Below are 24,677 nucleotides of genomic sequence, written 5' to 3'. Positions count from 1 at the left end.
ATACTTTTAATGACAATTCTTTTCTAACCACTCGTCTCAATAAAGAAGGTTTTAGCCTATTTTGCTCTCAAACTTGACTTAAGTCAAAATTTATTTATCCGTTTGCAGCGGGAAAAAATCATTTCTTAAAGTATAAACCCTCTTTATTTAGTGCTTGTCTGAGTTTTGGAATGGAGGCAGGACCCATACCATGAAATGCAAGAATTTCTTTTTCACTGAACTGAGAAAGTTGCCTGAGGGTTTTAATAGAATTGGTTTCAAGGGCTCTCCTTGCAGGAGCAGAAAGACCACACATAAAACCATGTTTAGGTTTACCGTCTGCCTCGCAAATAGGGCAAGTGGGGCAATTGGTGTTTTTGTAATATTTGTGTCCGTTTAAACAGATTTTTACAAATGCACTATGTTTTACTCTACTTTTCTTCATTTTCTAATCTGCCTTATATTAAAACTCCCACCATTTTTCCGTAATGGGTGCAGATCCAATTTCCAAAACCTCTCCGATTTTAGGCGTGGTTACTGGCACTTTTAACTCCTCAGCTTTTTTAAGAATCCGCTTTATAGGCTCATCCCACGCATGCAGTGCTAAATTGAATTTGCCCCAATGCACTGGCAACAAAACTTTTGCTTTTAAATCCAGTGCGGCTTGCACGGTTTCTTCCGGCATCATGTGTATGTTAGGCCAGGTAGTATTGTATTGCCCCGATTCAAGAATTGCAAGATCAAACGGACCAAATTTTTCACCAATAGTTTTGAAGTGCGTATCGTAACCTGAATCACCGCCTAAAAACAAATTGAATTCTTTCGTTTTTAAAATAAAAGCAGACCATAAACTTTGGCCACGTTTTAGTCCACGTCCCGAAAAATGTCTCCCCGGAGCTGCGGTAAAGGAAAAATCACCGTCAGAAAAATTCTCCCACCAGTCTAACTCATTTATTTTTTTGGTATCAAAGCCCCAGTGTTCAAGGTGCGAGCCAACTCCAAGAGAACAAACAATTTTATCTATTTTGGATTTTAGTTTAACAAGCGTTTTAAAATCGAGGTGATCGTAATGATCATGAGTTAATAGTAAAACATCTATTTTCGGAAAATCGTCAGCACGATAGTCGTCGGCCCCTAAAAATGCTTTTATCATAAAAGATATAGGTGCGGCATTTCCACTAAAAACCGGATCCACGAGAATAGTTTGGCCATTTAGTTTTAGCAAATAAGACGAATGTCCGAACCATACGAGTGTCGATTGAGCATCTGGCAATTTTCTAAGATCTGTTTTTATAAAAGGAAGAGCTTTTGGTGGTCGTACATTCTTATTTTTATTCAAAAAATCGCGCATGGTTTTAAAGAAGGAGGCATCTTCAGCCATAGCATTTGTTTTCGATATATTCTGAAAAGATCCGTTTTTATAGTTCGCGGAATTTTTAATTTTTCTAAGTCGCTCACCAGAAGGGAGTTTGCCGTAAATGCTTAATGACATATCTCTTTTTAGGGTTAAATTTCTTAAATATTTTTATATTTGTACTATCCCTCACAAACATTAACACAAAGATACTCCCCTCTCTATGACGCTTGCTGACGTTTCTTCTGATAAAAAAATTATTTTTATCTCCAGGAACCTGACTCCTATAAGTCCGATCTTGATTAAGCTGAACTCTTTGGGTTACGAGGTGCTTCATGAGTCGCTGATTAAAATTAGTCAGATTCGTTTTACACACACGCCTCCTACGCAATGGATCTTTTTTTCGAGTGGAAATGCTATTAAATATTTCTTTGCCCAAAACCCGGAAGTAAGTGCCAATGTAAAATATGGCGTGATGAGTGCGGTGTCGGCAGAGTATTTAGCGGAGTTTGGAAAGAAAGCAGACTTTATTGGTGATGGTGTGGATGTAACGCAAATTGCCAAAGACTTTGCAGATTTTATTAAAGACGATACTGTTTTATTTCCGCAGGCGATTGATTCGTTGCAAACCATTCAAAAACAATTGTCATTTACAAACATCTGCCATAATCTATTTGTTTATAAAACGAGCCAATGTTCAGACTTTGAAATTCCTACAGCGGATGTATTAGTTTTTACAAGTCCGTCTAATGCAAAAGCCTACTTCGAAAAATACAAATTCATAAAGGGACAAAAAGTTGTTGCTATTGGAAGTACTACATACAATCAGTTGAAAAACTATGGCATCAAAACCATGGGACTTCCAAAATCTTTTAATGAAATAGGTTTACTCGACGCTATTCTAAAAGAGCTCGAAGTAAAAGTTTCCTCTAAAACGAAAAAGTAAATCATTAAAGTGCCAAGCGGCATTTCTTTCCCAGGCTTCTTTTTAACATTTCTTTTACCATTTTAACTTTTGTGTTTTTTCTGAAAAATTCTTCCATTTCCTTTAAAAGTATTAAAAGGCCTATAAATCTATACATTACCGCTCTTCGTCTAAATGCTGAAACTTTAAAAATTTCTCTCCGTAAACACTCAAGCACGCAAAAAACAAATCTCTATGAAATCATATATCTACTCTTTCATCTTTACAACTTTTTTATTCAGTTTTCAAGTAAACGCACAAACAGAAAAAAAAGAGTCAACACAAACTTCTGGTACATCTTCCGAAAATAAACGCATTCTTACTCGGCTTGGTGGCAAAACAGTTGTAGATAATCAAAGTGCAGAAAACGAATTGGCTGTTAAAACGGCAAATCTCACAGGAGAAAGCGATCGTACAGAACTTTTAAAATTAGCGGAAGCCTTATCCTATCAATCAAGACGTCTAAAAAAAGAAGCGGAAACAAAAACCGGAAATGAAAAAGTCCAGCTTCTTGCTGAGTCGGCAAAATTTGAAAACAAATGTTTAGTGAAACAAATTGAAGCTTCTGAAATTTTTGGAGCCATGAACCAGGTAAGGTTCAATAGCAATAAAGAAACTATTACAAAATTAATTGTTAGTGTAAAATTAGAAGAGCCTCAAATGGTAAAAACACGTAAACTTATTTTTTCTGCACAAAACAATATGAGGCTGGCTAAAGACTTGAGAGAAGAAGCTTATCAAAGTGCTAGTTTGCCGGTTAGACTTGGAACCATGAGTAATGCAGAAGAAAAAGAAGTTCTTGCTTTAGGCGAACAAAGTCAGGCCATCAGCATTCTTTATAAAAAGCCAGGCGCGGGGATGTAGGTTAATTAAGGTGGCTCATTCGCTTTATTCTCAACCAACGCAGATTAGGCGCTCTGCATTACCTCCAGAGCCTCAATTTCCTGGATCAACCATTCACTTCCCTTTTCTTCATCTGAAAATAATTTGATCTTTACTGGAGGCCTTTCAAAAATCTTTAGCAGACTTAATCTTATTTTACTGATCAGATCCTTTGATATATAAGCAATAGCAATCACATTGTTAAGTTGCGCGCTCTTAGTAAAATAAAGAATTGCTTCTTCGGTAAGTTCATGTTTTGAGTAAGTGTCGAATAATACGCCGTAAGGTTTCCCCTTCGACCTTTCTATTGCGTAACAGTAAATAAAAATAACATCTTCCACTTCGATCACAGAATTTTCTACAAATTTGATATTCAGTACATCGTGACTGAAGGAAAGCTGCGTTTTTCTAAGGGTTGTGTTCATACTAATCAGAGACCTGGGGTTTTGCAAATCTACAAAAAAGTTTGGCATCCTTAACGTGCAAAATATACTAAAAACATTAGTCTTCCACCGTCATGTGCTCCCGCATAAATGGTGGAAGTTTTTTTACAGAAACTTCCAGGCGTTGTTTACTTAATTTATTTTCTGACTTATCCTCCAAAAAAACCAGGTAATTTTTATAAAGAAAAAACACGAGTGCTCTGTTATAAACATCCAGTTCATTGTCCTCAAGTAACTGTAGCATCTTATCTTCAAACTGTTTTCTTTGCTGCGATTCTGAAATGGCTCTTCCTAAACGCCAGATGGTGCCATAATAATGATTTGAAGCAGGGTTTTCAACTCTTAAAGATATACCGAGTAGTAGGTGGGCTACGTCAATATTAAGTTCTTCGAGTTCTTTGATATAAGTTTTCCGTCTGGCATATGCATAGCTCCCATCTGATCTGCGATCGAAACGGTCGTTCATTATATCCAGATGAGATCTTAAGAACACTTCCCAGTTCGTTGTCTCCGCAGATAAAAGAGCTATGTTCATCGCGTGTTCTCTGGGACGGCTATCCATGCTGCATTGACCCATCACATATGTTGAACGCATGTCCTTTAATAATTTTTCTTTTTCTGCCTGATTCATAGTCTTCCACTTTTCGGGAAGCAAAACATATCCCTCTGATGCGTCTTTCAAAAGTTTTGTGGTGTTGGTATCTATAAGGCAGTCTGCATAACCAATCATTCTGCTATACTCCATTTTTAAAGGTTCAGATTTAAAATTCCCGGGGAAATAAAAAGCCCGAAGAGATTCTTCAGAATACTCTGTTCGTTTCGAATACTCGAAGATCCAGTGGTTTTTGACATCCTTTGCAGAAGGATTATCTTTAGTACTTACTTCGATCTCCATACCCCGCCCCGTTTTAAAATCGACTTCACTGTACTCCACGACAGATTTATTTTTGCGGTTATAAGTAGTTTTTAAAACAAGAACATTTATTCTAATGATACTTTCAGGAAATTCACTCTTAAATTTTTCGAAAGTGACATTGTCTTTCATAGCTTCTTTTGCTCTCTTTACATTTCCTGATTCCATTACTACAACATAAGCAAGGGTCTGGCTCTTAGAGAAAAAAACTTTATTGGCATCGCATACTTTATATTTCAAATTCAAAGAATCGACAATGTGTTCGAGTTTACCCATGGTTTCAGAAGAATATATAAGCCCTTTATCATAAGTTTTAAACTCCGTTTGCGCGAACAGATGAAGAGCGGATAAAAAAGAAAAAATCAGGAATAGCAGTCTGGAGAAATGGTGGTTCTTAGAGTAAAGCAAGCTGGTAGTCATAAACTTGGGTTTAAGGTGAAACAAAAACAACTTTTACTTATAAACTCAAAAAAAATGAAAATGGTACAAAAAGCGGGCGACTTTTTTTAAGTGGAGCTTTCTTCTTATAAACCGGTAACTATTCCCATTCAAATATACAGGAGCGCTGCATCCGTTTTTATCCTGTTAAGCTTAATTGAGTATCTTCGCACAAACTAAAAACCAATATGTCTAAAACTAAAATCACAGTAAACAACAACGGATCCCTGCGCCTGGAAGGTGATTTTGAAATAGTGGATAAAACCGGAAACTCTTATGATCTGGGCGGACGTGAAATCGTTTCTCTTTGCCGTTGCGGCATGTCAAAAAACAAACCCTTTTGCGATGGAGCTCATAACGGGCATTTCGAGCACGAGGCTACTGCTTTTGCATTGCCTCCAAAAAAATAAGCTGTAGGAAATTTCTATTAAAGCGATCTCTCCCGTAGAACAGATCTTAACCCCAGGTTTAATCTGCATTAGAGCGATCGCTTTTTTACACCTTCTATTCTAAACGATCGACTTAAACTATCAGCTACTCTTTCTCCTCAGTAGACTCCTCTTTCTTCAGTTCCTCTTTTAACGGCGCATCAACGCTTTCCTCACACTGCAAGGTATATCTTAAATAAAAACCTTCCTGTTCCCTGAGCGTATACTCCATAAAAACATTTTGAAAGTGAATTGTTTTACCAAGCTTTTCTCCAGGCTTAATGGGAAATTTTAAAGTCGCCATTTCAAGATATTCACTTTTTCGATGGTGCATCCGGTGATTGGCTCTGGTTTTATTAAAAATCTTGCCACTCTTATCCCCTTCAATACAGATGTTATCGAATTTTATCGCCAAAAATTTATCTCCTTCATAACGAATACGGACTCTAATGTGTACCTGTTCATCAAAATAGGTCATTTTTAAAACCTGTATACTAATGTTGCCGACTTTTTCGATGGCCTCAATTTTTTTCAGAAGGTCTATTGGCTCGTATCCCTTGCCTGTGTTACTCGTGACATAAACTTTCGGGAAATGAAAAGTGACGAACTTCGTATTTGGCATAGGTTTAAATTTCAAGCGCTGCCTGTAAGATCCATGAGGCAAAAAAGTTGGATCTTCGTTGTTTGAAAATTTAACCGGAATACCGTTATCGCCCATGGCATAAGCTGACCGGTAATCTAAAACCAGATAGTGATCCGTAGGATTATATATACTTATTGTTGACTTTAAAAATAAGCCACTGCGCAGGTAAGTAGTTGTGGTTGTTACACTGTACTCACCACATGCAATAACAGTATCCCTGTAGAAATGAATAAATTTCCGCTGGGCTATAACGTGGGCCGGAAACAGAAATAAGATAACTAAAATGAAAAAACTTGTTTTCTTCAATAAAGAAGAGTGAGCAACTGCTTTTGCATCAACTAAAATCATAAATCCTCTATAATTTTTGGGTTCTGAAATCCGAAGATAAAGGTTTTTCCAAAACTGAACAATCGCCGCTGAAACCCTTCTGAGTAACTGTCAGTGAATTAATTTCAGATGCAGGCCAGGAAGAAGACGGCGACTTTTAAAATAAGTTCTTGATCTTTTGAAACAGCGATTTCTCTTCGTCATTTTTTTTTCTCTCCTCATTTATTTTATCCAGTACTTGTTTAATGCGACTTTCCTGGTTGCTGTTTTTGATAATGTAATCGAAAGCTCCATATCTGAAACAGTTTACAACCACGTCGATATTTGACTGGCCTGAAAGCATGACGATATAAGTCGTTGGGTGTGTTCTGCGAATTCTTTTTAAGAGCTCCAGACCGTCCAGCAATTCCAATTGGTAGTCAATAAATATCACATCCGGTTTAAAGCAGAGGCTGTTAAGTCCGTTATGTTCTTTCTCAAAAGGGGTTACATCGTTGTACCCAATATTTTTTAAATGTTGTAACAACAAGTTAAGCGTCATTACATCGTCGTCGATTACGAAAATTTTAAGGGGGTCTTTACTTTTCATGATTTCTATTTCGTAGTAGATAACCATTTCTGTGCCGGATACTCAAACCCTTTACTGACAAGGCTTGTGAGGATCTCTAAACAGATAGGATTTCCAGAATCGGGAATTTTAAGTTGTTTTTGGAAATCTCTTTGTTTAATTCATTGCATAGAATTGCTTCATTTGTTTAGTAACTATACTTTACTGTCTGAAATTATGGGCTCCACAGTAAAAAAAGTATAGCGTTATGGATGGGGAACCGTATGTCCACGCTTCTCACGGGGAAAGCTACGTTATTGGTAATGCCAGGCAGAATACCTTTCAGAAATAAGTATGCCCGCATCCCGGTAAGCGATAGTGTAGCTAGCTTGGTGCCTGGTAGGCGCTTATTAATTTTGCGACTACTTGTTCCAAAACTTCTGAAATCTCCTGCACCAGAACCTGGACCCGTTCCGCATTGGCGCTATCTATAGAAATGGCTTCTAACTCCCGTAATGATTCAGAAAGAGAAACAATGCCCATACTCTCAACACCAGGTTTTATTTTATGAGCAATGCGCGCTATCTCTTTATAATTACTCTCCAAGAGCAATTGCTTAAAACCTGTAAGGTGGAGTTGTGTTTGTTCTATAAACAGTTTGATCATTTTACTTACAAAGGCTGTATCACCTCTACTTACTTTTTCGAGGTTAGAAAGATCGTACAAGACCTCGTTTTTTGGAGGTTTAGAAGCTTCCAAATCTGTTTGCACGGTAAGTTCGGGGCGCTTTAAGAGTTTAAAGATCGTATTCAACAGCGCACTTTCTTCAAAGGGCTTTGTTACATAATCGTTCATCCCTATTGATTTGCATTTTTCGATCTCCGTCTTAAAAGCGTTCGCGGTAAGGGCAATGATGGGTGTAGTAATTTTCAGTTCGTTTCTTATGATTTGTGTGGCTTCTATACCATCCATGCCCGGCATCTGAATATCCATCAGGATAATATCGAAACTCCGTTGTTTTAAAAGGGCAATAGCTTCGGTGCCATCTACTGCTTCGGTGGCATCGCAGCCGTAAAAGCGAAGTGTATTCTGAACTACCAGCCTGTTCATATCGTTGTCTTCTACCAAAAGAATTTTAGTATCCAGCAATTGTTTTTCCGAAATGGCTTCCGGGGCTTTTATAATACTGTCGCGATGTCCTTTCTGTAAGTTCAGGTGAATGGTGTAACTTGTTCCCACACCTTTCTCACTCTGAATCTCGATGCTACCTTGCATCAGCTGAATCAATTCATAAGTAATGGCCATCCCCAGTCCGGTGCCGCCGTATTTTCTGGAGGTGGAACGGTCTTCCTGCGAAAATTTGGAAAAGATGGTTTTCAGATAAGAGGGCTCCATACCAATGCCTGTATCGGAAATAACCAGCTCGAGTGTTTGCGAATCTGTTCTGTCTTCTGCCAGAGCCACGGTGACTTGCACGCCACCTTTGTCTGTAAATTTTATCGCGTTACCAATGAGGTTTAATAAAATCTGTTCTATGCGCACGGCATCCCCCACCACTACTTCGCTGATTTTTGGCGAAACCCATGATTTCAGGTAGATGTCTTTTTCATCAGCCCGTCCTTTTAGCATCGCCGTAGTCCTGTCAACAGATTCCTGCAATATAAAATGGTCTTGTTCTAACTCCAGTTCCCCCGCTTCAATTTTTGAAATATCTAAAATCGTATTTATGATAGCCAGTAAATGTTTCGAGGCAGAGAGACTGTTATTCACGTAAGTACTTTGTTTCGGACTAAGTTCGTCACGGTGCAGTTCACGCAACATGCCGTTAATCGCATTTAATGGGGTTCTTATTTCGTGACTCATGTTTGCCAGGAAAGCTTCTTTGGCCTTGGAAGCCTGTTCGGCCCTGGTTTTGGCGAGCTCCAGGTCAAGACCCAGACGTTTCTGATCGGTGATATCGAGATGAATGCCGATAGAGCCAATAAGTTCTCCATCGTCATTATAGTTAGGCGCACCGCTGATCATCCACCATTTTTTTTCACCGTTTTTATTTCTCACCATTAGTTCATACATGTCCGAAATACCATTTGCGCGTTTCTGTTTCATCGCGTCAATCTCCCTGGCTACCTCATCTGTGCCAAACAAATCGCTGGCTTTCTTACCCAGAAGTTCTTCGCTGCTATACCCACAGATCTCCTGAAACCCATGATTGGTGTATTGTATGCGCTCCTCTGTGTCTACCTCTACAAGACCAAGGTGCATATTAGCGATAATGTTCCTGTATTTTTCTTCTTGCGACTTTAAAAGCTTTTCTGATTTTTTTCTACCGGTAATGTCCCTGGTATTAGCTACCATATAGCCAGTTCCGCTGATCGTGACATAACGCACGGTTACTTCCACAGGAAATTTTTGTCCGGTACTTTGGTTAAATTGCTCGCCCTCAATAGTGAGGTTACCTAAATTTCTAACTTCTTCTACATGCTTTTGCCACATGCCTGGTTCTTTAAACAGTGCCTCCACATCGCTAACGGTATACTGCGATACATCATCCTGAGCAATGCCTATATTTGATGAGGCTTCCTTGTTTACATAAAACAACTTTCCATTTTCCTGGGCTACCTGGATGGCATCAGAGGTATTGTTGATCAGGTGGTAAAGCAGCTGTAATTTTTCATTTGATTCCCGCAACTGCTGCTCATCTTTTTTGCGCCTGGTTATATTTTTGTAATGCCATAGATGTCCTTTATAATGGTTGTGAATATAGAGTGGAATAAAATCACGTTCGATAAATTCGCCATTTACTAATTGTAATTCTTCACCCAGCACTATTTTTTTATCCCGTATGATTTCTTCCACGCGTTCTGTAAAAGTCTGTGCATGCTGAAACACCGCTTTGCCTTCTTCTAAAAGACGTGCACAGTCTTTTCCTTTTAAACTTTCGGGGTTATCTGTAATGCCAAAGGTTGTACAGAACAAATCGTTGGCAAATAAAACCATTCGGTTTTCATCTTCTGCTAAAATTCCGGACTGTAAATTGGTAAGCAGTGTCACCAACAGATTGACAGTGCGATTCAGTTCTTTTTCAATGCCTTTTCGTTCGGTGATCTGAGTACGCAATACTTCTGCTTCTTCCTGCTTTATAGTCAAACAAGTTTGAATGGCTTGTAAAAAATTTTGCAAACTCTCATCCCTGAGCGCTGTTGGCGGCAAATGATCGTGGATGTATTTTTCAAGTAGAGGATGAAATAACATATTCTGGCGGATTTAAGTGAAACTAGCGTTTTGTTGCTTTAACATTGTATAAATGGTGGTTTTACCCATACTCAGGCGCCGGGCTACTTCCAGCACATCGTTATTGTATTTCTTTAAAAAGAAGTGTACAATATCCAGATTGTATTCGCGCAAAGATTTTTCTTCGCCGGTGAAAAGATCGTCGGAGTTTACCTTGTAAAAATTGATATCTTCTTCGGTTAATTCAATGCCGTTGCTCATCACGCAAGCGAGTTCTATAACAGCTTTTAACTCGCGCACATTTCCAGGAAAGGTGTACTGCATTAATTTGGCAGTGGCTGCTTTTGAAAAGTTTAAGACTTTTAATTTATTTTCTTTGGCAAAGTTTTCTGCAAAAAATCGTGCAAGTACCAGGATGTCTTGTCCCCGCTCCCGTAAAGGTGGTAAGTTTATAGGCAAACCCATCACGCGGTAAAAAAGATCTTCTCTGAAAGTTCCTTTTTTTACTTCGTCCACCAGATTTTTATGCGTAGCTGTTATCAGACGTGCATTCCATTTGATGCGCTCGTTCCCTCCTACCCTTACTATTTCCCGTTCCTGTAAAGCCCGCAGTATCTTGGTTTGTAAGTGAAGGTTGAGCTCTGCAATTTCATCTAAAAATAAAGTGCCGTCTCCTGCTTCCTCAAATTTTCCAATCTTACGGTTGTTAGCTCCCGTAAAGGCGCCTTTCTCATAGCCGAACAATTCGCTTTCGATTAATTCTGATGGAATGGCGGCCATGTTCACAGCTACAAAAGGTTTTTTCTTTCGCTCACTGTTGTAATGTATGGCTTTTGCAAACACTTCTTTTCCCGTGCCTGTCTCTCCTGTAATAGAAATGCTAATGCTTGAGGCAATGGCTTTTTCTACGAGCGAAAATGTTTTTTTAATTGCGGCACTTTGGCCAATGATACTTTTCTCAAAACTATGTTTCTGTTCGAGTTGTACTTTAAGCTCTTCTACTTCTTTTTTAAGTTCAATGTTCTCGCGTAATTTTAAGATCGCATTCCAGAGCGCTTCTTTTGTATCCTTGTTTTTAATAATGTAATCTTTTGCCCCGGCTTTTAGAAAATTTACAGCCACGCTCATATTCTCCTGGCCACTGATAATGATAACGGGAATAGAGGGATCGTAGGCATGGATCTGCTCCAACACTAAGTCGCCTTTCATGTCGGGAAGATCAAAATCAAGACAAATAATTCCCGGCTTTTTATGCAGTTCATCGAGACATTGTTTCGCGTTAAGGGCAATGCTCACTTCATAATCTGGATTAAGCGATAAATGATGCTTTAGTAACTCAGCGTACCAGGAATCATCTTCTACTAAAACAATTTTTAAATCTTTCATAGCTTTGGAGCTTAAACATACTTTCGAAAAGGAAAAGCTTTTGCTAGTGTTCATCAAACTGTGGCATTCTCTTTTCAATTGAACAAAAACCTTCCTTCTTCAAGGGATGTTTGAGGCTCTCACTACCAATGGCGTGCCTTGTTTTTAATAGACTAATTCTCAGCGCATTTCATTCCAGACAAGAGGTCGTTCTTTCCAGATTTTGGAAAAAATTCCAGATTCGATCAAAGGCGAACTCGTTAATTCTTAAACACGTTCTTAAAAATTCTTCAAACGCTGCATGAAATTCGCTTTGGCAGGGCCATCAAAAATGTGCGGCATATCTCCAGAAACTGGAAAAGCGGCCGGATACGGGAATATTTTGGCACTCGATGATTTACAAAGTACTGATTTCCAGATCTCTGAAATCCGGCACGAGCTTGGTTAAATCTGGCTTAACGCATTAACACTTAAAATCATGAAAACCTACACATCCATTTCGTTTCTTAGTTTAACACTAACGCTTCTCTTAAGCGGCTCTTTTATCTCTTGTAAAAAAACAGTTGTGGGCCCAGCCGGCGAACAAGGCGTGGCAGGCGTGCAAGGAGAAACGGGAGCACAGGGAAATGCCAATGTAAAAGCAATTAGTTTTTCTACTGGCAGCAATTGGAAAACAGACAGCACCGCAAAAAATTTTAATTACACCTACCACACCGTAAGCTTAACAAAGGAAGTGGTCGACAATGGCTTCGTAATGCTATACATGAGCGAAGAGTTGGGAACCAATGGCAGTGAATGGAAAGCAATTCCGTTTTCTACCACAGAGTTGAATGTTACTTTTAAATACGCGCTTTCAGAGGTCGAGGTCTTTATTACCTCCAGCACGGGTAAGATGCCTACTAAACCTACGTCGTTAAAATTTAAGTTGGTGATTGTTCCTCCAGGGGAGTAGAACAAAATTGCAGCTACTTTAATATAACTTAAAGTAATTTTTATATCCCTAGCCCTTTAAGCAATTATCTGCGCTGCTGTTTTCCCGCAAATTGCAAAATGTAATTTATTTTGCACTGTCTTTAGAAAAGGTTTGAGTAATAGTGACGTCTGTGTTATAATCAGTCCTGCACTATTCGCAGATATCTGCAGTTTCCAGGTAAAAGCGTGGTTTGCTGGGCGGTATTTTGCGTATACGATCCAGTAATTCATCACAGTAGTTTTTGCCAAAACTTTGTGCTTGTTTCAAGCACTTATTATCCAATACAAAACCCTTTATGTAATTACTGGAGTGTTGTGCCTGCCGAGAGCGTATTTGTAGTGTATTCAGCGAGTTCTTGCTGTTGCTTAAGACAATGTTGGTTCTACCATTTAAATTTTTGACTTACGCGGGCGCTCCTTTTGAATATTAAGTTGTGGTTATAAGCCACCTTTGTTGGATTTAGCAATTGCTAAGGCGCCGACGGACTTTTGAATATCTTCTCTACCAATGCCATTAGCGCGAGCGTATTTCTTTGCATTTTTGTAGAAACTACTTACTCAAAGTATCTTCTTCCTGCTTAAAATCTAAAGATATCCACTCCTATCATTGTTCCTATGGTATAAGTGAACCCTCTGAGATCTTGTGGTCTTTCTGAATTATTCTTGTTCAACACATATTTCATATTACAAAATAGTACAACATCTGATAGTTGCATAAGCGCTTGAACACCCAAACAGTGCCAGGTTATGGCAGAGTTTTTAGATAGGGCATCGTAATAAGGTTGCTGATATTTAGTCTGGATATTGATAACCGAATAATATGGGAAGAATTGGATACCAGCTTTAATACTGTCAGCACCCATTTTAAATAACCCAGATTTCGAGATTTTAAAACCCAAACTAAAATTTTCGCTTTTGAATGCGTTTTCAGTACTATCTTTTAAGTAACTGTATTTATTTAAACCAAATTCTACAAAGACAGGTTGTATAATTACCCCATTTTTTGGGTTTAGTAATTCAAAGTTATACGAGAATACAAAATCCCTGCGACTTATATCTGGAAAAAGAACCGATTTAGCAAGCACCGCAGAGTCTTCGGTAAAATGTGTCTTTGTGTTAAACCCCAGATAAACATAATGGGGATCGATTAATTTAGGAAAATAGTTAGAAGGTTTATATTTTGTTAGCCTGATTTTAAGGCCTGCGGAAAAATTACCATTGGCTGTTCCGGCATCAGAAATATTACTAATTCCTCCTACACCTGCAATTACAAAATTCGGCGTTTCATTTAAGCTTGCTATTAATTTAGGATAATCGATTTCGCTATTTTCTTCAATAGCCTTATCTATTTTCTCTGCGGTTTGTTTGAACAACTTGTTGTACCTGTTTTTCCTACCTGCACCTTCTGTTAAATCTCTTTGCAAGAACACAATGCTATCCTGCCTTAAGTTGAGTATATTAATTTGTTCATTCAGTTTGGACACGTTATAATCCGGTACCCGTAAAGGTTTATGTCTAATAACCGGAATAGTCATGACTTGCTGGCTATAACTGCAGGTAAAAAAAAGTGAAAAAACAAAAAGTAAGTAGATTGGTTTCATGTAAAATTAATTTAGTGTGCTTACTCTTCATCGGATTTTCAGCAGACTCCGTAACTCGATAATTTATTTTTTTTATTTAGAGATAGCTTCCTTGTTATTTTGGATTGGCCGGGGTTGAGGGCGCCTGACTATTTTGGGTATTTATTCGGTTCAGCACATACCCTGATATTCCGCCTATTAATGTTCCGAGTACTTCCCCGGTAAGACGTTGTGCCAAACCTAATATCAGGATAGACATAGTTAATAAAAGAACTGTACTGATTTCGAGTAACGTGCTTCTGGATTCTGAACTTGTTGGTTGATCTGAGTTTGATTTACGGATGAGCTTTAATATGCTTGGCCCCAGAAACAGCAAAAGTATTGTGCCGCAGAACAAAGGTAGACCCAATCGGATAGCTAAAAAATTGATTTGTGTATCCTCTTCAAGCTTAGACCTTATCAACCCTCTTTGTTTTCTCAAAGCAGCGATCTTTATCCGGATTTCGTCCCGAGCGCTTATTATCCTCTTTTTTTCTTCATCTAACAAGCTTTTTATTTCCTGTAATTCAGATTTAAACGTACTGTTGAAAACCTCCTCTATCGCATTCAGATCTTCGATGGTATTAATGATAGGCGCAAAAGTTTGATTTATATTGCTATAATGGTTTTTTTGCATTTGAGTAATTAGCGGCGAAGCGAGAGTTTTCTGAAGCGGAAAATTCGTTTTATCGTAAAATGCGGGGCTGCTAATGTCAGTGTATTCCGGCTTCGTAAAGAAATTCCATCGGCCCGGAAAACCGCTGAGGATGTTTAAAAAATTCAGTTCTTCCTGGTACTGTTTTTGTTTGTCAAGTGGCTTATTCCTCAATATGACTTCCATATTACTGAACTCTTTGCTGATAGCTTGCTCATCAAATTTTAGAACACTCTCGCCAAAATCTTTGACAGCCTTCTCGTAGCTCTCGTAGAGTAAAGTTTTATTCTCAAGCTCATTGATCTTTCTTTTGATATCCTCCATAATTTCATTCAATTCCATTTTATTGTCTGGAAGTTTTTCTTCATATGTATCTGCAGAATCAACTGAATTTGAAATTGCAGAAAGAGAAAGATTAAACGCTATCAGAAGAATAAATTGTAGCGCTAATTTTTTGTTCATGTTTTTCATTTTCCTCATTTATGTAATTATTCTTAATTGGATTTCAGGCGATTTTAAAAAAATCCATAACAAAGATGGATTCAGCAAACTCTAAAATCAATGGTGCTTTGTGTAAAATAAAGGGGGGATTAATCCCGGCTTAAAAGGGGAATAAGTGCTTAGCGAAAATTTGTTTTCTCTTTTTTTAGGATGCATGTTTGCAGAGAAAAACATTTATGAATATGAAAAATCAAATCAAAACAAGTAATTGTATCGACTTCGATACGCTTAAAGAAGACAAAATTGATCTCACTGATTTTATTAAGAATTATGATCAGATCGGCACTGAAAGAACTTTATTTGCTAACTGTATCAGATACGAAGCAAGTAATGGCAATTTGGAATCTCTTAACGATCAACCTCTGGTAATAAACGCTTCTTTGATTTACCAACTTTTTAAAAAACTTCCCGAAGACCCCTGTTCAGTTAATGTCCGGGCTTTGCAAATAATTTTCGGGTTAGAGGGTGACACGGTTCAGCTATTTTTCAGGCCTATTCAACTTACCCGAACGAGCAATCCGGCGGTACCGGCCAATATTAGCTATACAAATACAACGCCTGATGCTCAGGTTTACAAATTTGCAAATGGCGAAATCAGCGAAATAAGTACTGAGCAGCTTGCAATCTATACTAACGAGTATATTGCAAAAATCTGGATCCAAAGATATTACGCGTCCGACTTTTACACACTCAATCTTGATTCTACAGAGTGGCAAGCAGACTCATTAAGTGTTATTTTTAGCTTTCAGGAAATATTCTCATTTTATGAAATGATATTTCCTTGCGAAACCAACCCCGATTACAATAAAAACATTTATATATATAATGGAGTTGCCAATTATAAAAACGTTATTCCACACTGGCGTAGAAAACACACTCTCTTTTTAGCTTTGGAAGACCTTGACTCAGATGTAAAAAACAACCTGATACTTTCTGCGTATAATAGTGCCGCTAATCTGGCGCATCTTTGCCCTCCAAATTGCAATCCCGTGTATAGAATAATGAAGACGTATAATTGCCTTTAAACAGCGTAAGTTTAAAGCGTATCAATAGAAAGCTTTACTGACTTAGTTTGTGCCGGCGTATAAACCTTTCGCAAAAATCAATAACATAAACCCAGTTATGAAATGGTTTGATCGTGACATAGTTTCTCATTAAAAAATAATAGTTTCATGCCAGATAAAAACTTTATATTTAATCTACGATCTCTAATTAACATGCAGTTAGAATTATTGATTAAAGATTCCGCAACAACCATACTGGCAGTTTCAGCGGGATTGGTTTTTTATCGTAAGATAAATTTGGCGGGTAAATTATTTTTGCTCCAGGCGATCATTTATTTAATCTTTGATAGCGCCGTAATGAATAGTAATAATAATGTTTGGATCTATAATATTTATACCCTTGTAGAAACCTTTATACTTTTTTTAGCAGCCGGAATAGAATTAAAGTCAAAACGCATCGTCTGGATTCTAACTCTTATGTTTGGCGCATTTTTGCTGATTTATATTCCTGAGCTAATAGTGGTTAAGCTAAGTTCCGATTTTGTTTATATGGCTGCCCTTACCGAGTACATTTTTATTTCGTGTATTTATACTTTTATTCTTTATCAACGACTTAACCCTTCAAAAAATAATGAAATTGACATCTCGTTAACAGTTATTAGTTTCGGATTAGTTGTTTTTTGTGCTGGATCGATTCCTTGTTTGGCCGCAATGAAACAGTTAATGCATCTCGACATCATTCTTAGCAAAGAATTGTTTAAAAAGATTGTTGTACTATTGGCTGTTTTCCGTTACTTATTGCTGGCAATAGGTTTTATTCTTTCGGGAAAAAGAATTAATTACAATAAGGGTAGCGAAAATGGACAGATCTGATATTCTAATATTTGTTATATACACTACCCTTATCATCCTCATTCTAACGGTTGTACTTTTACTCAGTTTTATAATTTCAGCGAAAAGAAGAAGTCGGCAAAAAAACGAAATTTCAAATGCTAAATTAAAGTTCGAACGCGAACTCCGCCAGGTAGAAGCAGAAGTAAGCGAACACATCATGAGCCAATTCGCGCAAGAGCTGCACGATAATATAGGACAGCTGCTTACCGCCATGCACATTCAAATTGAAAATCAGAAGCTCGAGCATCCTGATTTGGTGGAAGGATTTAAACCCATTGAGATATACCTGGGCGAAGTCACGCAGCATTTGCGCTTGCTGAGCCGGACTTTAAATAACGATTACCTCGGACATATAGGATTGTTGTCAGCCTTGCAATTAGAAGTGGATCGTTTGCGTGCCTTGCGGCGTTTTACGATCCACTGGCAAGGGGTTTCGGGCAACACCAACTTAGAAAAAAATCAGGAGCTGATGGCTTTCCGCATCTTCCAGGAAATTACACAGAACGCTTTGCGTCATGCGTCAGCGCAAAATCTTTACATTACCCTCAGCCTCGTAAATGGTTTCGAACTCCGTGTGAAAGACGATGGCAAAGGATTTGACAAAGAGGCTGTGCTAGCTTCGCAGCGTGCTTCCGGACTCCGCAACATTATGAAACGCAGCGCGCTGGCTGGTCTAGAATGTGAGATTGAATCTTCGCCCGGCAATGGAAGTTTGTTTATTCTGAAAAAAATAAGCACCTTAGTTTAACACACAGCCCACCCAAATGGAAACAAAAAACATTATTCTCGTAGACGATCATGTTATAGTTCGCAATGGATTAAAAGAACTCATTCAAAAACTCGGTCCTTACGAAATCATCCATGAGTTTGATAGCGGTCAGGCCCTCTTAGCAAGCTTACCCTTTAAAAAAACACCCGATCTTATTTTGCTGGATCTGAATTTACCTGGCATGAATGGAGATGAAGTTTTGACGGAATTAAACCGTAGTGGCCTCACAACTCCAGTGCTCATGCTCACACTCAATACCGAAGAAGATAAGATCATAAAATTATTCAGGAATGGCGCAAGGGGTTATCTTCAAAAAAATTGCAGTGCACAAACCCTGAAAGATGCTATTGAAGAAATTTTTCGCTGCGGTTATTATCACAATGAGTTTTTAAGTTTATCCTTAAGAAACAATTTATTGAATGCTACCAAAACAGAGCAGGAAAAAATATTGGAACAACTCACTGCACGCGAACGGGAGTTTTTAAAATTAGTCTGTCACGAAAAAGAATACATCTACGAACAAATTGCTCATGAAATGAAAGTGCAACACCGAACGGTAGACGGGTACCGCGAAGCCGTCTTCGAAAAGTTTGGCATAAAATCAAAAACCGGACTCGTGCTTTTTGTTTTAAAACACGATCTTTTTAAATTGCTTTAGACAGGAAAATATTAAGGTCTCTTACCTTTCATTCGAATCTTTTTTTAAAATCTTACTTTTTTCCGAATTCGCAGGCGGTTCATACTCCTTTGTTGGCAAAGACTTCGCGTCTTCCGGAGTAGCGTTCAGATTCAAATCTTCTACAGCCACCTGCCCTAATCCTTCCACATAAATGGTTTCATCTTCAAGACTTTTTTCAAGCGCTTGTTCTTCGTGACTTTTCTTTTTAAAATACGTCAGAAATCGCCATACAACGAAAGCAAGGGCTAATACAGTTAATAGCGGCAGACCGAACATAAGCAAAAAGAAAAATTTAGAAACTAAGCACGATGAATTTACTAGAAACAAGATACGAAATCTTTCCCGGTAAGAAAGCAAGCTGTAAAGTTTAGCAGCCACAACCTGTAGATAAACATCCTGGCATGGCATTGCAGACTCCTGTTAAACAAGCTTAATTCAGTCACAGAACCGATTTACATCAAGTTTCTTCCCTTGGATGTTGGCTACCTTAGATTCACTAACCAACACTAAATAAAAATTCATGAAAACATTAGAAAAAAAAGTAGCGCTTATAACCGGTGCCGGATCAGGTATTGGCAGAGCCATCGCATTGTTATATGCTTCTGAAGGAGCAAAAATTGTTGTGTCGGACGTAGACGAAAAAGGCGGGAACGAAACCGTTTCTCAAATAAAAGCAAAAGGCGGGGAAGCCATTTTTGTAACAGCCAACACAGCAAAAGCAGAAGACAGTGAGAAAGTGGTGAAAGAAGCCGTGAAACAATTTGGAGCGCTTCACATTGCGGTGAACAATGCCGGCATCGGCGGTCCACAAGGTCTTACAGGAGAATATCCTGTTGAAGGTTGGGACAAGGTGATCTCGGTTAATTTATCAGGAGTGTTTTATGGTTTGCGTTACCAAATACCGGCGCTATTGGCAGCAGGTGGCGGCAACATCATAAACATAGCCTCTATTCTTGGAAAAGTAGGAACAAAAGGCTCTCCGGCTTATGTCGCCTCTAAACATGGTGTAATAGGTTTAACCGAAGCAGCAGCTGTTGAATATGCAGATCAGAAAATCCGCATCAACTCTATAGGGCCCGGTTACATAGTAACACCTCTGCTCACAAATACGCTGGACAAAGCAACCATGACTTCGTTAGAAAAATTACACCCCATGGGAAGATTGGGAACATCGGAAGAAGTAGCAGAACTAGCTTTGTGGTTAGCTTCCGACAAAGCCTCTTTCGTAACCGGCGCATACTACAATGTAGATGGCGGTTACCTCGCACAGTAACTTCTCGACTACGCTCGAAGTGACATTGCAGAAACTATTTCAGATAGAGCGTAGTCGAGATCAGATGGAGCGTAGTCGGAAACTGTCAGTTCGAGCGTAGTCGGAAACTGTCAGTTCGAGCGTAGTCGAGAACAGTTAGACCATGTTCGAAACTGTCAGCTAGAGCGTAGTCGAAAATGTCAGTTCGAGCGTAGTCGAGAACTGTGTTCGAGACTGTCAGTTCGAGCGTAGTCGGAAACTGTCAGTTCGAGCGTAGTCGAAAATGTCAGTTCGAGCGTAGTCGAGAACAGTGTAACATTTCTATTTTACATTTCACTCGAGGTAACATCTTCTTGTACATTTATCGAACGCAAAAGATTCCAAAAAATCTTATGAGAACTTGCATTCTGGCATTCAGCTGCCTTTCTCAATTCATCCCAATATCCATTTATTAAAGCTTCTTTTTTCTTTCTACTCCAATCTTTAATCCTTTTTTCCCAGGAAATCGCTAAATTATAATCTGTAAATCTTTCCAGATAAAGCATCTCAACGGGCCTTCGTGAGTATGTGTAAGAATCTTTATTAAAACCAGTGTTGTGCTCTATTAGTCTTCTTTCGGGATTATTTGTAACGCCGGTATAATAAGAATGATCAGAGCATTTAAGGATGTAGACGTATAAAAATTTCTGCATGGGATTTTATATTTTGGGTTAGAGTTAAAAATAGTGCATCTTCTCGACTACGCTCGAAGTGACAACGGCTTCTCGACTACGCTCGAAGTGACAACGGCTTCTCACTACACTCGAAGTGACAACGGCTTCTCACTACACTCGAAGTGACAACGGCTTCCGACTACGCTCAATGTTCAGATAGAGCCTAGTCGCTGTCAGATCGACCCTAGTCGCTGTCAGATCGAGCGTAGTCGAGATCAGATAGAGCCCAGTCGCTTTCACATCGAGCCCAGTCGCTGTCAGATCGAGCGTAGTCGAGATCAGATAGAGCCTAGTCGCTTTCACATCGAGCCCAGTCGCTGTCAGATAGAGCCCAGTCGCTGTCAGATCGAGCGTAGTCGAGATCAGAACAAACTCAACTGTATATCATTCGCTTTGTAATTAAAATCCTCGCAATTCAATTTAAAATCATCACGCGTTTTTATGTACTTCGCTTTCGATATTTTAAACAATTGCACAATAGAGTCGGCAATTTTTCCTTCGCCGCGCATTCTCACGCCGAACCGGCTATCGTTCACATTTCCACCATGACAATCACAAATTTGCGTCCATACCTTCTCGGCCCTATCGGGAAAGCTCTTAAATAACCAATCTTTAAAAATATCTCCAACCGCTCCGTTCAAACGCACTATCGTCATGCCCGCTGCTGTGGCGCCCGCTGCACCGGCTTGTTCTAAAACACTCGCTACGTCGTGCGAATTAATCCCCGGAATAATAGGTGCCACCATCACACCACAGGGAATTTTATATTTAGCCAAAGTTTCAATCACATTAAAACGACTTTTATAACTGGCTGTGCGTGGCTCTAAAAGCTGTCTTACCTTTTCATCTGTGCCGGTAATAGACACCATCACATGTACCAAATTATGTTCGGCCAACTGCGCTAAAATATCGAGATCCCTTTTAATAAGAGAATTTTTGGTGATCACCGAAACGGGATGTTTGTATTTTAAACAAGTCTTTAAAATGTTACGCGTAATTTCCAACTCTCTTTCTATGGGCTGGTAACAGTCGGTATTACCCGAAAGCATAATAGGTTTAGGCTTCCAGCTTTTTTTACTAAACGTTTTTTCCAGGAGTTCTATCGCGTTTTTCTTTACCAGGATCTTTCTTTCAAAATCCAACCCTGCGCTGTAACCCCAGAATTCATGCGTGTTTCGAGCGTAACAATAAATGCAGCCATGCTCACAACCCTGGTAGGGATTCATAGAATACCCGAAACCTAAATCATCACTCTCCACTTTATTCACGATGGCTTTGGGCCAGGTGTAAATAATTTCGGTTTTTTCTTTTACTAAAAATTCTTCGTCCAGACCTTCTACATGGTCCTGCACATACTGCTGCTTAAAAAATTTATTATGCGTGTTCACCTGGGCGCCGCGCCCTTTCATAAAATTGTCTACTGTTGCAAGGTTTTCCATGATACGCTAAGTTACACCCAGCGCGTAGCAATACCTTGCTATAATTTGTAGTATATCTCAAAAACCCGGTTTAACACAAAGAAAAAAGTCAGTAACAACCTACTGACTTTCTAAATTTTATTTTTTATTTACTCTGCCGACGCGGTTGCCTGCTCGTTTTTTTTTTGAGGGTCTAAATAATTTCCCTGCGCATCAAACCATAAAGGACCATCTGGTCTTTTTATGCAATAGGTCTGACTGCCTTTGTCATCGGTAGACTTCCAGGTTCTGAATTTTTCACCCGGATAGTTTTTTACGAAATAAGTATTGATGTTTTGCGGATAAGAAGAATTCTCCACTTCCAGTTCTCTGCGAACAACGTTGGCATTTTTATCGTACACGATGCTAATGCCTTTAAAAGTAGCGGTGTCTGCAAAGTCTGCCACGTAATAGTTTTTTTCAATTTTCCAGGTAGCAGTTACCTGAGGATAATCTGATTTAAATTTATCCAGTACTTCTTTCGACGGCTGATAAGCAACAGGTTCTTTCCCTCCTTCGTAGGCAGGACTTTGAGCTGAAAGAACATTCAGCATTAAAAAAAATATAAAGAGGGAGTAAAGTGTTTTCATAGTTCGCTAGTTTACAAGAAGGTCGCAAATCATGTGCCATTAGAAGAAAAACGTTTGATATGTTAAAAACCTTAGTAATGGGCAATTTTAAGGAACACGCGTGTACGGCCCTGCGCCACTGACCGGAGCGGCATCCCCGTGAAGACCGGCTCTAAAGTGCCTGTTTGGCGGAGGCTTTTCTGCTTAGAAAAGACCCCGCACAAACATTTTATGCAGAGCGAAGGCGAGGCATAGGCACTTTTAGCCGGGCGAGCGGGATATAGCGCAGGGCAGGACCTCCTAAAGCGTCCCGATTTTTTATTGGGACTGCTTTAGGAGGAGGCGCCCAAAAAATTACGCTAATTAAATCTGATTAGTTTAACTACCTAGTTTGTTAAACCTTGTATTAATTCTGCGTCTATTGCTATCAATTGTAGCATTTTTTTAAGATCTAGATTTTATACTTTAATTTTGATACTACTACAATGTTCGCCATTATTGACATAGAGACCTGCGGAGGCAAATTTGAATTCCGGAAAGGACGCATTACAGAAATCTGTATTCTGAAACACGATGGCTTAAGCGTGATAGAAAAATTTACCACACTCGTAAATCCCGAATGCAATATTAGTCCCTATTTTACCGGACTCACCGGCATTACAAACGAGATGGTGGCCGACGCTCCAAAATTTTACGAGATTGCAAAAAAAATAAATGAGATGACAGAGGGCTGCATTTTCGTGGCACACAACGTTTCTTTCGATTACGGATTTATAAAAGAGGAATTTAATTCTCTGGGATTTAAATACAAACGCGACACCTTATGCACTGTGCGCTTGAGCAGGAAATTAATTCCGGGCAGAATATCTTATAGTTTAGGGCATCTTTGTGCGTCTTTAAACATTGAGATCTTTGGCAGACACCGCGCGGCAGGAGATGCAGAAGCAACAGCTATTTTATTTGATTTGTTGATCCGTTTAAAAACGCAACATCCCCAATACAAAAACATGGGTGTAGAAGACATCATGGTGCGTCGCATTGATAAAATAAAACAATACATTCTCGATAAATTACCCGAAGAATGTGGCGTTTATTATTTCAGGAACCGCGCCGGGGAGATTATCTACATTGGAAAAAGCACGAATATGTACAACCGTGCAAAAGGTCATTTTAACAGCGATCAGAAAAAAAGTAAAAAAATGCTGAACGATCTTTATAACGTAGACTACGTGGTAACAGGTAGTGAACTTATAGCATTGCTTTTAGAATCGGGTGAAATAAAAAAACATAAGCCTTTATATAACCGTATGCGTAAGTCGGAAGAGTTTACACACTGCATCGATTATTTTAAAGATAAAAAAGGAATTCTCAATTTAAAAATAGTACCCTTTGATGAAAGTGAAAATGCTCTTGCCACTTTTAATACCTACATGAGTGCCCGCGAACGTGTTGACAGTTGGATTGAAACTTATGAATTGTGCATGCGTTACTGTCACCTCAGTAGCGAAGAATCGGTGTGTTTTAATCACCAGATAAAAAAATGCAACGGCATCTGCGCTGAACAAGAAGATATTGAGGTCTACAACAAGCGTGTGCAGATTATACTGGACGCCTATCTTTTTAAACAAAAAGACTTTGCCATTATCGACAAAGGAAGAACTGCAGGCGAATATTCGGTGGTGGTAGTGGAAAACGCACGTTATAAGGGCTACGGCTATTACGATAGCTTTGAACAAATCTCTGATCCTGAAGAATTTAAAGGTTTTATAAAAACGGCAGATTATTACCCGGATGCCGATTCTTTAATCCGCCAACATTTGGGTCAGGGCAGAAAAAAAATCATTAGTCTAGAGAAGCCTGTTGGTAAAGAGTTTCACGATTTTGACTAATTTTAAAAAAATAAGTGTTAGCAATCGTTAATTGTTAGCAGCAAAATAAAAAAAATCTTAAAAAATCATTTGTATTAAAAAATTTATTCCCAAGATGCTTGTTTTATGCAGAAGGAATAATTAATTTTACAGCTCAAAGTTTTCCTTTTTTTTGGGTAAAAGGAAGATTTAAAGCCCCGCCTTAGCTACC

The 24,677-nt window shown here is 38.8% G+C and carries 24 protein-coding genes and 1 pseudogene; 10 read left to right on the top strand and 15 right to left on the bottom strand.

The window, feature by feature from the left end:
* Positions 1-118: 118 nt before the first annotated feature.
* Together CNR22_17895 and CNR22_17890 are read right to left on the bottom strand one after the other, a co-directional pair.
* Positions 119-424: a hypothetical protein gene (locus tag CNR22_17895; protein ID PBQ33566.1), complete on the bottom strand. Its 306-nt coding sequence runs from the start codon at positions 422-424 to the stop codon at positions 119-121.
* Between the two features lie 18 nt (positions 425-442).
* On the bottom strand, positions 443-1,471 hold the full coding sequence (locus CNR22_17890) for an MBL fold metallo-hydrolase (protein PBQ33565.1): 1,029 nt from the start codon (positions 1,469-1,471) through the stop codon (positions 443-445).
* 85 nt (positions 1,472-1,556) lie between these two features.
* On the opposite strand from CNR22_17890, the gene CNR22_17885 reads away from it, so the two are divergent.
* Positions 1,557-2,279 carry a hypothetical protein gene (locus CNR22_17885; GenBank protein PBQ33564.1) on the top strand — a complete coding sequence of 241 codons (723 nt, stop codon included), beginning with the start codon at positions 1,557-1,559 and terminating at the stop codon, positions 2,277-2,279.
* Positions 2,280-2,492: 213 nt separating this feature from the next.
* Positions 2,493-3,161: a hypothetical protein gene (locus tag CNR22_17880; protein ID PBQ33563.1), complete on the top strand. Its 669-nt coding sequence runs from the start codon at positions 2,493-2,495 to the stop codon at positions 3,159-3,161.
* A gap of 44 nt (positions 3,162-3,205) precedes the next feature.
* On the opposite strand, the gene CNR22_17875 is transcribed toward CNR22_17880, so the two are convergent.
* Together CNR22_17875 and CNR22_17870 are read right to left on the bottom strand one after the other, a co-directional pair.
* Positions 3,206-3,652, bottom strand: a complete 447-nt coding sequence (locus CNR22_17875; protein ID PBQ33562.1) for a hypothetical protein — start codon at positions 3,650-3,652, stop codon at positions 3,206-3,208.
* A 28-nt stretch (positions 3,653-3,680) separates the two neighbouring features.
* Positions 3,681-4,910: a hypothetical protein gene (locus CNR22_17870; protein PBQ34944.1), complete on the bottom strand. Its 1,230-nt coding sequence runs from the start codon at positions 4,908-4,910 to the stop codon at positions 3,681-3,683.
* A 251-nt stretch (positions 4,911-5,161) separates the two neighbouring features.
* Between CNR22_17870 and CNR22_17865 the strand changes: the two genes are divergently transcribed.
* The gene (locus CNR22_17865) at positions 5,162-5,383 is read left to right on the top strand and encodes an iron-binding protein (protein ID PBQ33561.1); all 222 of its coding nucleotides are present in this window, start codon (positions 5,162-5,164) and stop codon (positions 5,381-5,383) included.
* A gap of 124 nt (positions 5,384-5,507) precedes the next feature.
* Here the strand turns inward: CNR22_17865 and CNR22_17860 are convergent, their stop codons facing one another.
* The 4 genes from CNR22_17860 to CNR22_17845 form a co-directional block, all read right to left on the bottom strand.
* Positions 5,508-6,392: a hypothetical protein gene (locus tag CNR22_17860; GenBank protein PBQ33560.1), complete on the bottom strand. Its 885-nt coding sequence runs from the start codon at positions 6,390-6,392 to the stop codon at positions 5,508-5,510.
* Positions 6,393-6,528: 136 nt separating this feature from the next.
* A complete protein-coding gene (locus tag CNR22_17855; protein ID PBQ33559.1) occupies positions 6,529-6,987 on the bottom strand; it encodes a response regulator in 459 nt (152 codons plus the stop codon).
* Positions 6,988-7,302: 315 nt separating this feature from the next.
* Entirely contained in the window at positions 7,303-10,170 is a 2,868-nt protein-coding gene (locus CNR22_17850; GenBank protein PBQ33558.1) for a hypothetical protein, read from the bottom strand.
* A 12-nt stretch (positions 10,171-10,182) separates the two neighbouring features.
* Positions 10,183-11,535, bottom strand: coding sequence for a regulator (locus CNR22_17845; GenBank protein PBQ34943.1), 1,353 nt, complete (start codon positions 11,533-11,535; stop codon positions 10,183-10,185).
* Between the two features lie 457 nt (positions 11,536-11,992).
* Between CNR22_17845 and CNR22_17840 the strand changes: the two genes are divergently transcribed.
* On the top strand, positions 11,993-12,466 hold the full coding sequence (locus tag CNR22_17840) for a hypothetical protein (protein ID PBQ33557.1): 474 nt from the start codon (positions 11,993-11,995) through the stop codon (positions 12,464-12,466).
* Between the two features lie 56 nt (positions 12,467-12,522).
* On the opposite strand, the pseudogene CNR22_17835 reads toward CNR22_17840, so the two are convergent.
* From CNR22_17835 to CNR22_17825, 3 genes and pseudogenes are all read right to left on the bottom strand, one after another.
* Positions 12,523-12,862, bottom strand: a pseudogene (locus tag CNR22_17835) (hypothetical protein).
* Between the two features lie 202 nt (positions 12,863-13,064).
* Complete coding sequence (locus CNR22_17830) at positions 13,065-14,087, bottom strand: hypothetical protein (protein ID PBQ33556.1); 1,023 nt, start codon at positions 14,085-14,087, stop codon at positions 13,065-13,067.
* Positions 14,088-14,181: 94 nt separating this feature from the next.
* Entirely contained in the window at positions 14,182-15,231 is a 1,050-nt protein-coding gene (locus CNR22_17825; GenBank protein PBQ33555.1) for a hypothetical protein, read from the bottom strand.
* A 206-nt stretch (positions 15,232-15,437) separates the two neighbouring features.
* Here CNR22_17825 and CNR22_17820 point away from each other — a divergent pair, with 206 nt between their 5' ends.
* The 4 genes from CNR22_17820 (at position 15,438) to CNR22_17805 (ending at position 18,586) form a co-directional block, all read left to right on the top strand.
* On the top strand, positions 15,438-16,286 hold the full coding sequence (locus CNR22_17820) for a hypothetical protein (protein ID PBQ33554.1): 849 nt from the start codon (positions 15,438-15,440) through the stop codon (positions 16,284-16,286).
* A gap of 192 nt (positions 16,287-16,478) precedes the next feature.
* Entirely contained in the window at positions 16,479-17,138 is a 660-nt protein-coding gene (locus tag CNR22_17815; protein PBQ33553.1) for a hypothetical protein, read from the top strand.
* Positions 17,125-17,907 (top strand): hypothetical protein, encoded by a 783-nt coding sequence (locus tag CNR22_17810; protein PBQ33552.1) that lies wholly within the window; start codon positions 17,125-17,127, stop codon positions 17,905-17,907. The genes CNR22_17815 and CNR22_17810 overlap by 14 nt, the downstream gene beginning before the upstream one ends.
* Positions 17,908-17,923: 16 nt before the next feature.
* Positions 17,924-18,586, top strand: a complete 663-nt coding sequence (locus tag CNR22_17805; GenBank protein PBQ33551.1) for a hypothetical protein — start codon at positions 17,924-17,926, stop codon at positions 18,584-18,586.
* 21 nt (positions 18,587-18,607) lie between these two features.
* Here the strand turns inward: CNR22_17805 and CNR22_17800 are convergent, their stop codons facing one another.
* Entirely contained in the window at positions 18,608-18,883 is a 276-nt protein-coding gene (locus tag CNR22_17800) for a hypothetical protein (GenBank protein ID PBQ33550.1), read from the bottom strand.
* Between the two features lie 244 nt (positions 18,884-19,127).
* Between CNR22_17800 and CNR22_17795 the strand changes: the two genes are divergently transcribed.
* Complete coding sequence (locus CNR22_17795) at positions 19,128-19,880, top strand: short-chain dehydrogenase (GenBank protein ID PBQ33549.1); 753 nt, start codon at positions 19,128-19,130, stop codon at positions 19,878-19,880.
* Between the two features lie 305 nt (positions 19,881-20,185).
* On the opposite strand, the gene CNR22_17790 is transcribed toward CNR22_17795, so the two are convergent.
* From CNR22_17790 to CNR22_17780, 3 genes are all read right to left on the bottom strand, one after another.
* On the bottom strand, positions 20,186-20,551 hold the full coding sequence (locus CNR22_17790) for a hypothetical protein (GenBank protein ID PBQ33548.1): 366 nt from the start codon (positions 20,549-20,551) through the stop codon (positions 20,186-20,188).
* A 383-nt stretch (positions 20,552-20,934) separates the two neighbouring features.
* Entirely contained in the window at positions 20,935-22,011 is a 1,077-nt protein-coding gene (locus CNR22_17785; protein ID PBQ33547.1) for a radical SAM protein, read from the bottom strand.
* Positions 22,012-22,139: 128 nt separating this feature from the next.
* Positions 22,140-22,619, bottom strand: coding sequence for a hypothetical protein (locus CNR22_17780; protein PBQ33546.1), 480 nt, complete (start codon positions 22,617-22,619; stop codon positions 22,140-22,142).
* A gap of 464 nt (positions 22,620-23,083) precedes the next feature.
* Between CNR22_17780 and CNR22_17775 the strand changes: the two genes are divergently transcribed.
* A complete protein-coding gene (locus tag CNR22_17775; protein ID PBQ33545.1) occupies positions 23,084-24,487 on the top strand; it encodes a hypothetical protein in 1,404 nt (467 codons plus the stop codon).
* Positions 24,488-24,677 lie beyond the last annotated feature (190 nt).

Source organism: Sphingobacteriaceae bacterium, assembly GCA_002319075.1.
Taxonomy (GTDB): Bacteria; Bacteroidota; Bacteroidia; order B-17B0; family Aurantibacillaceae; genus Aurantibacillus.
This window is presented reverse-complemented; position numbering and strand designations above follow the sequence as displayed.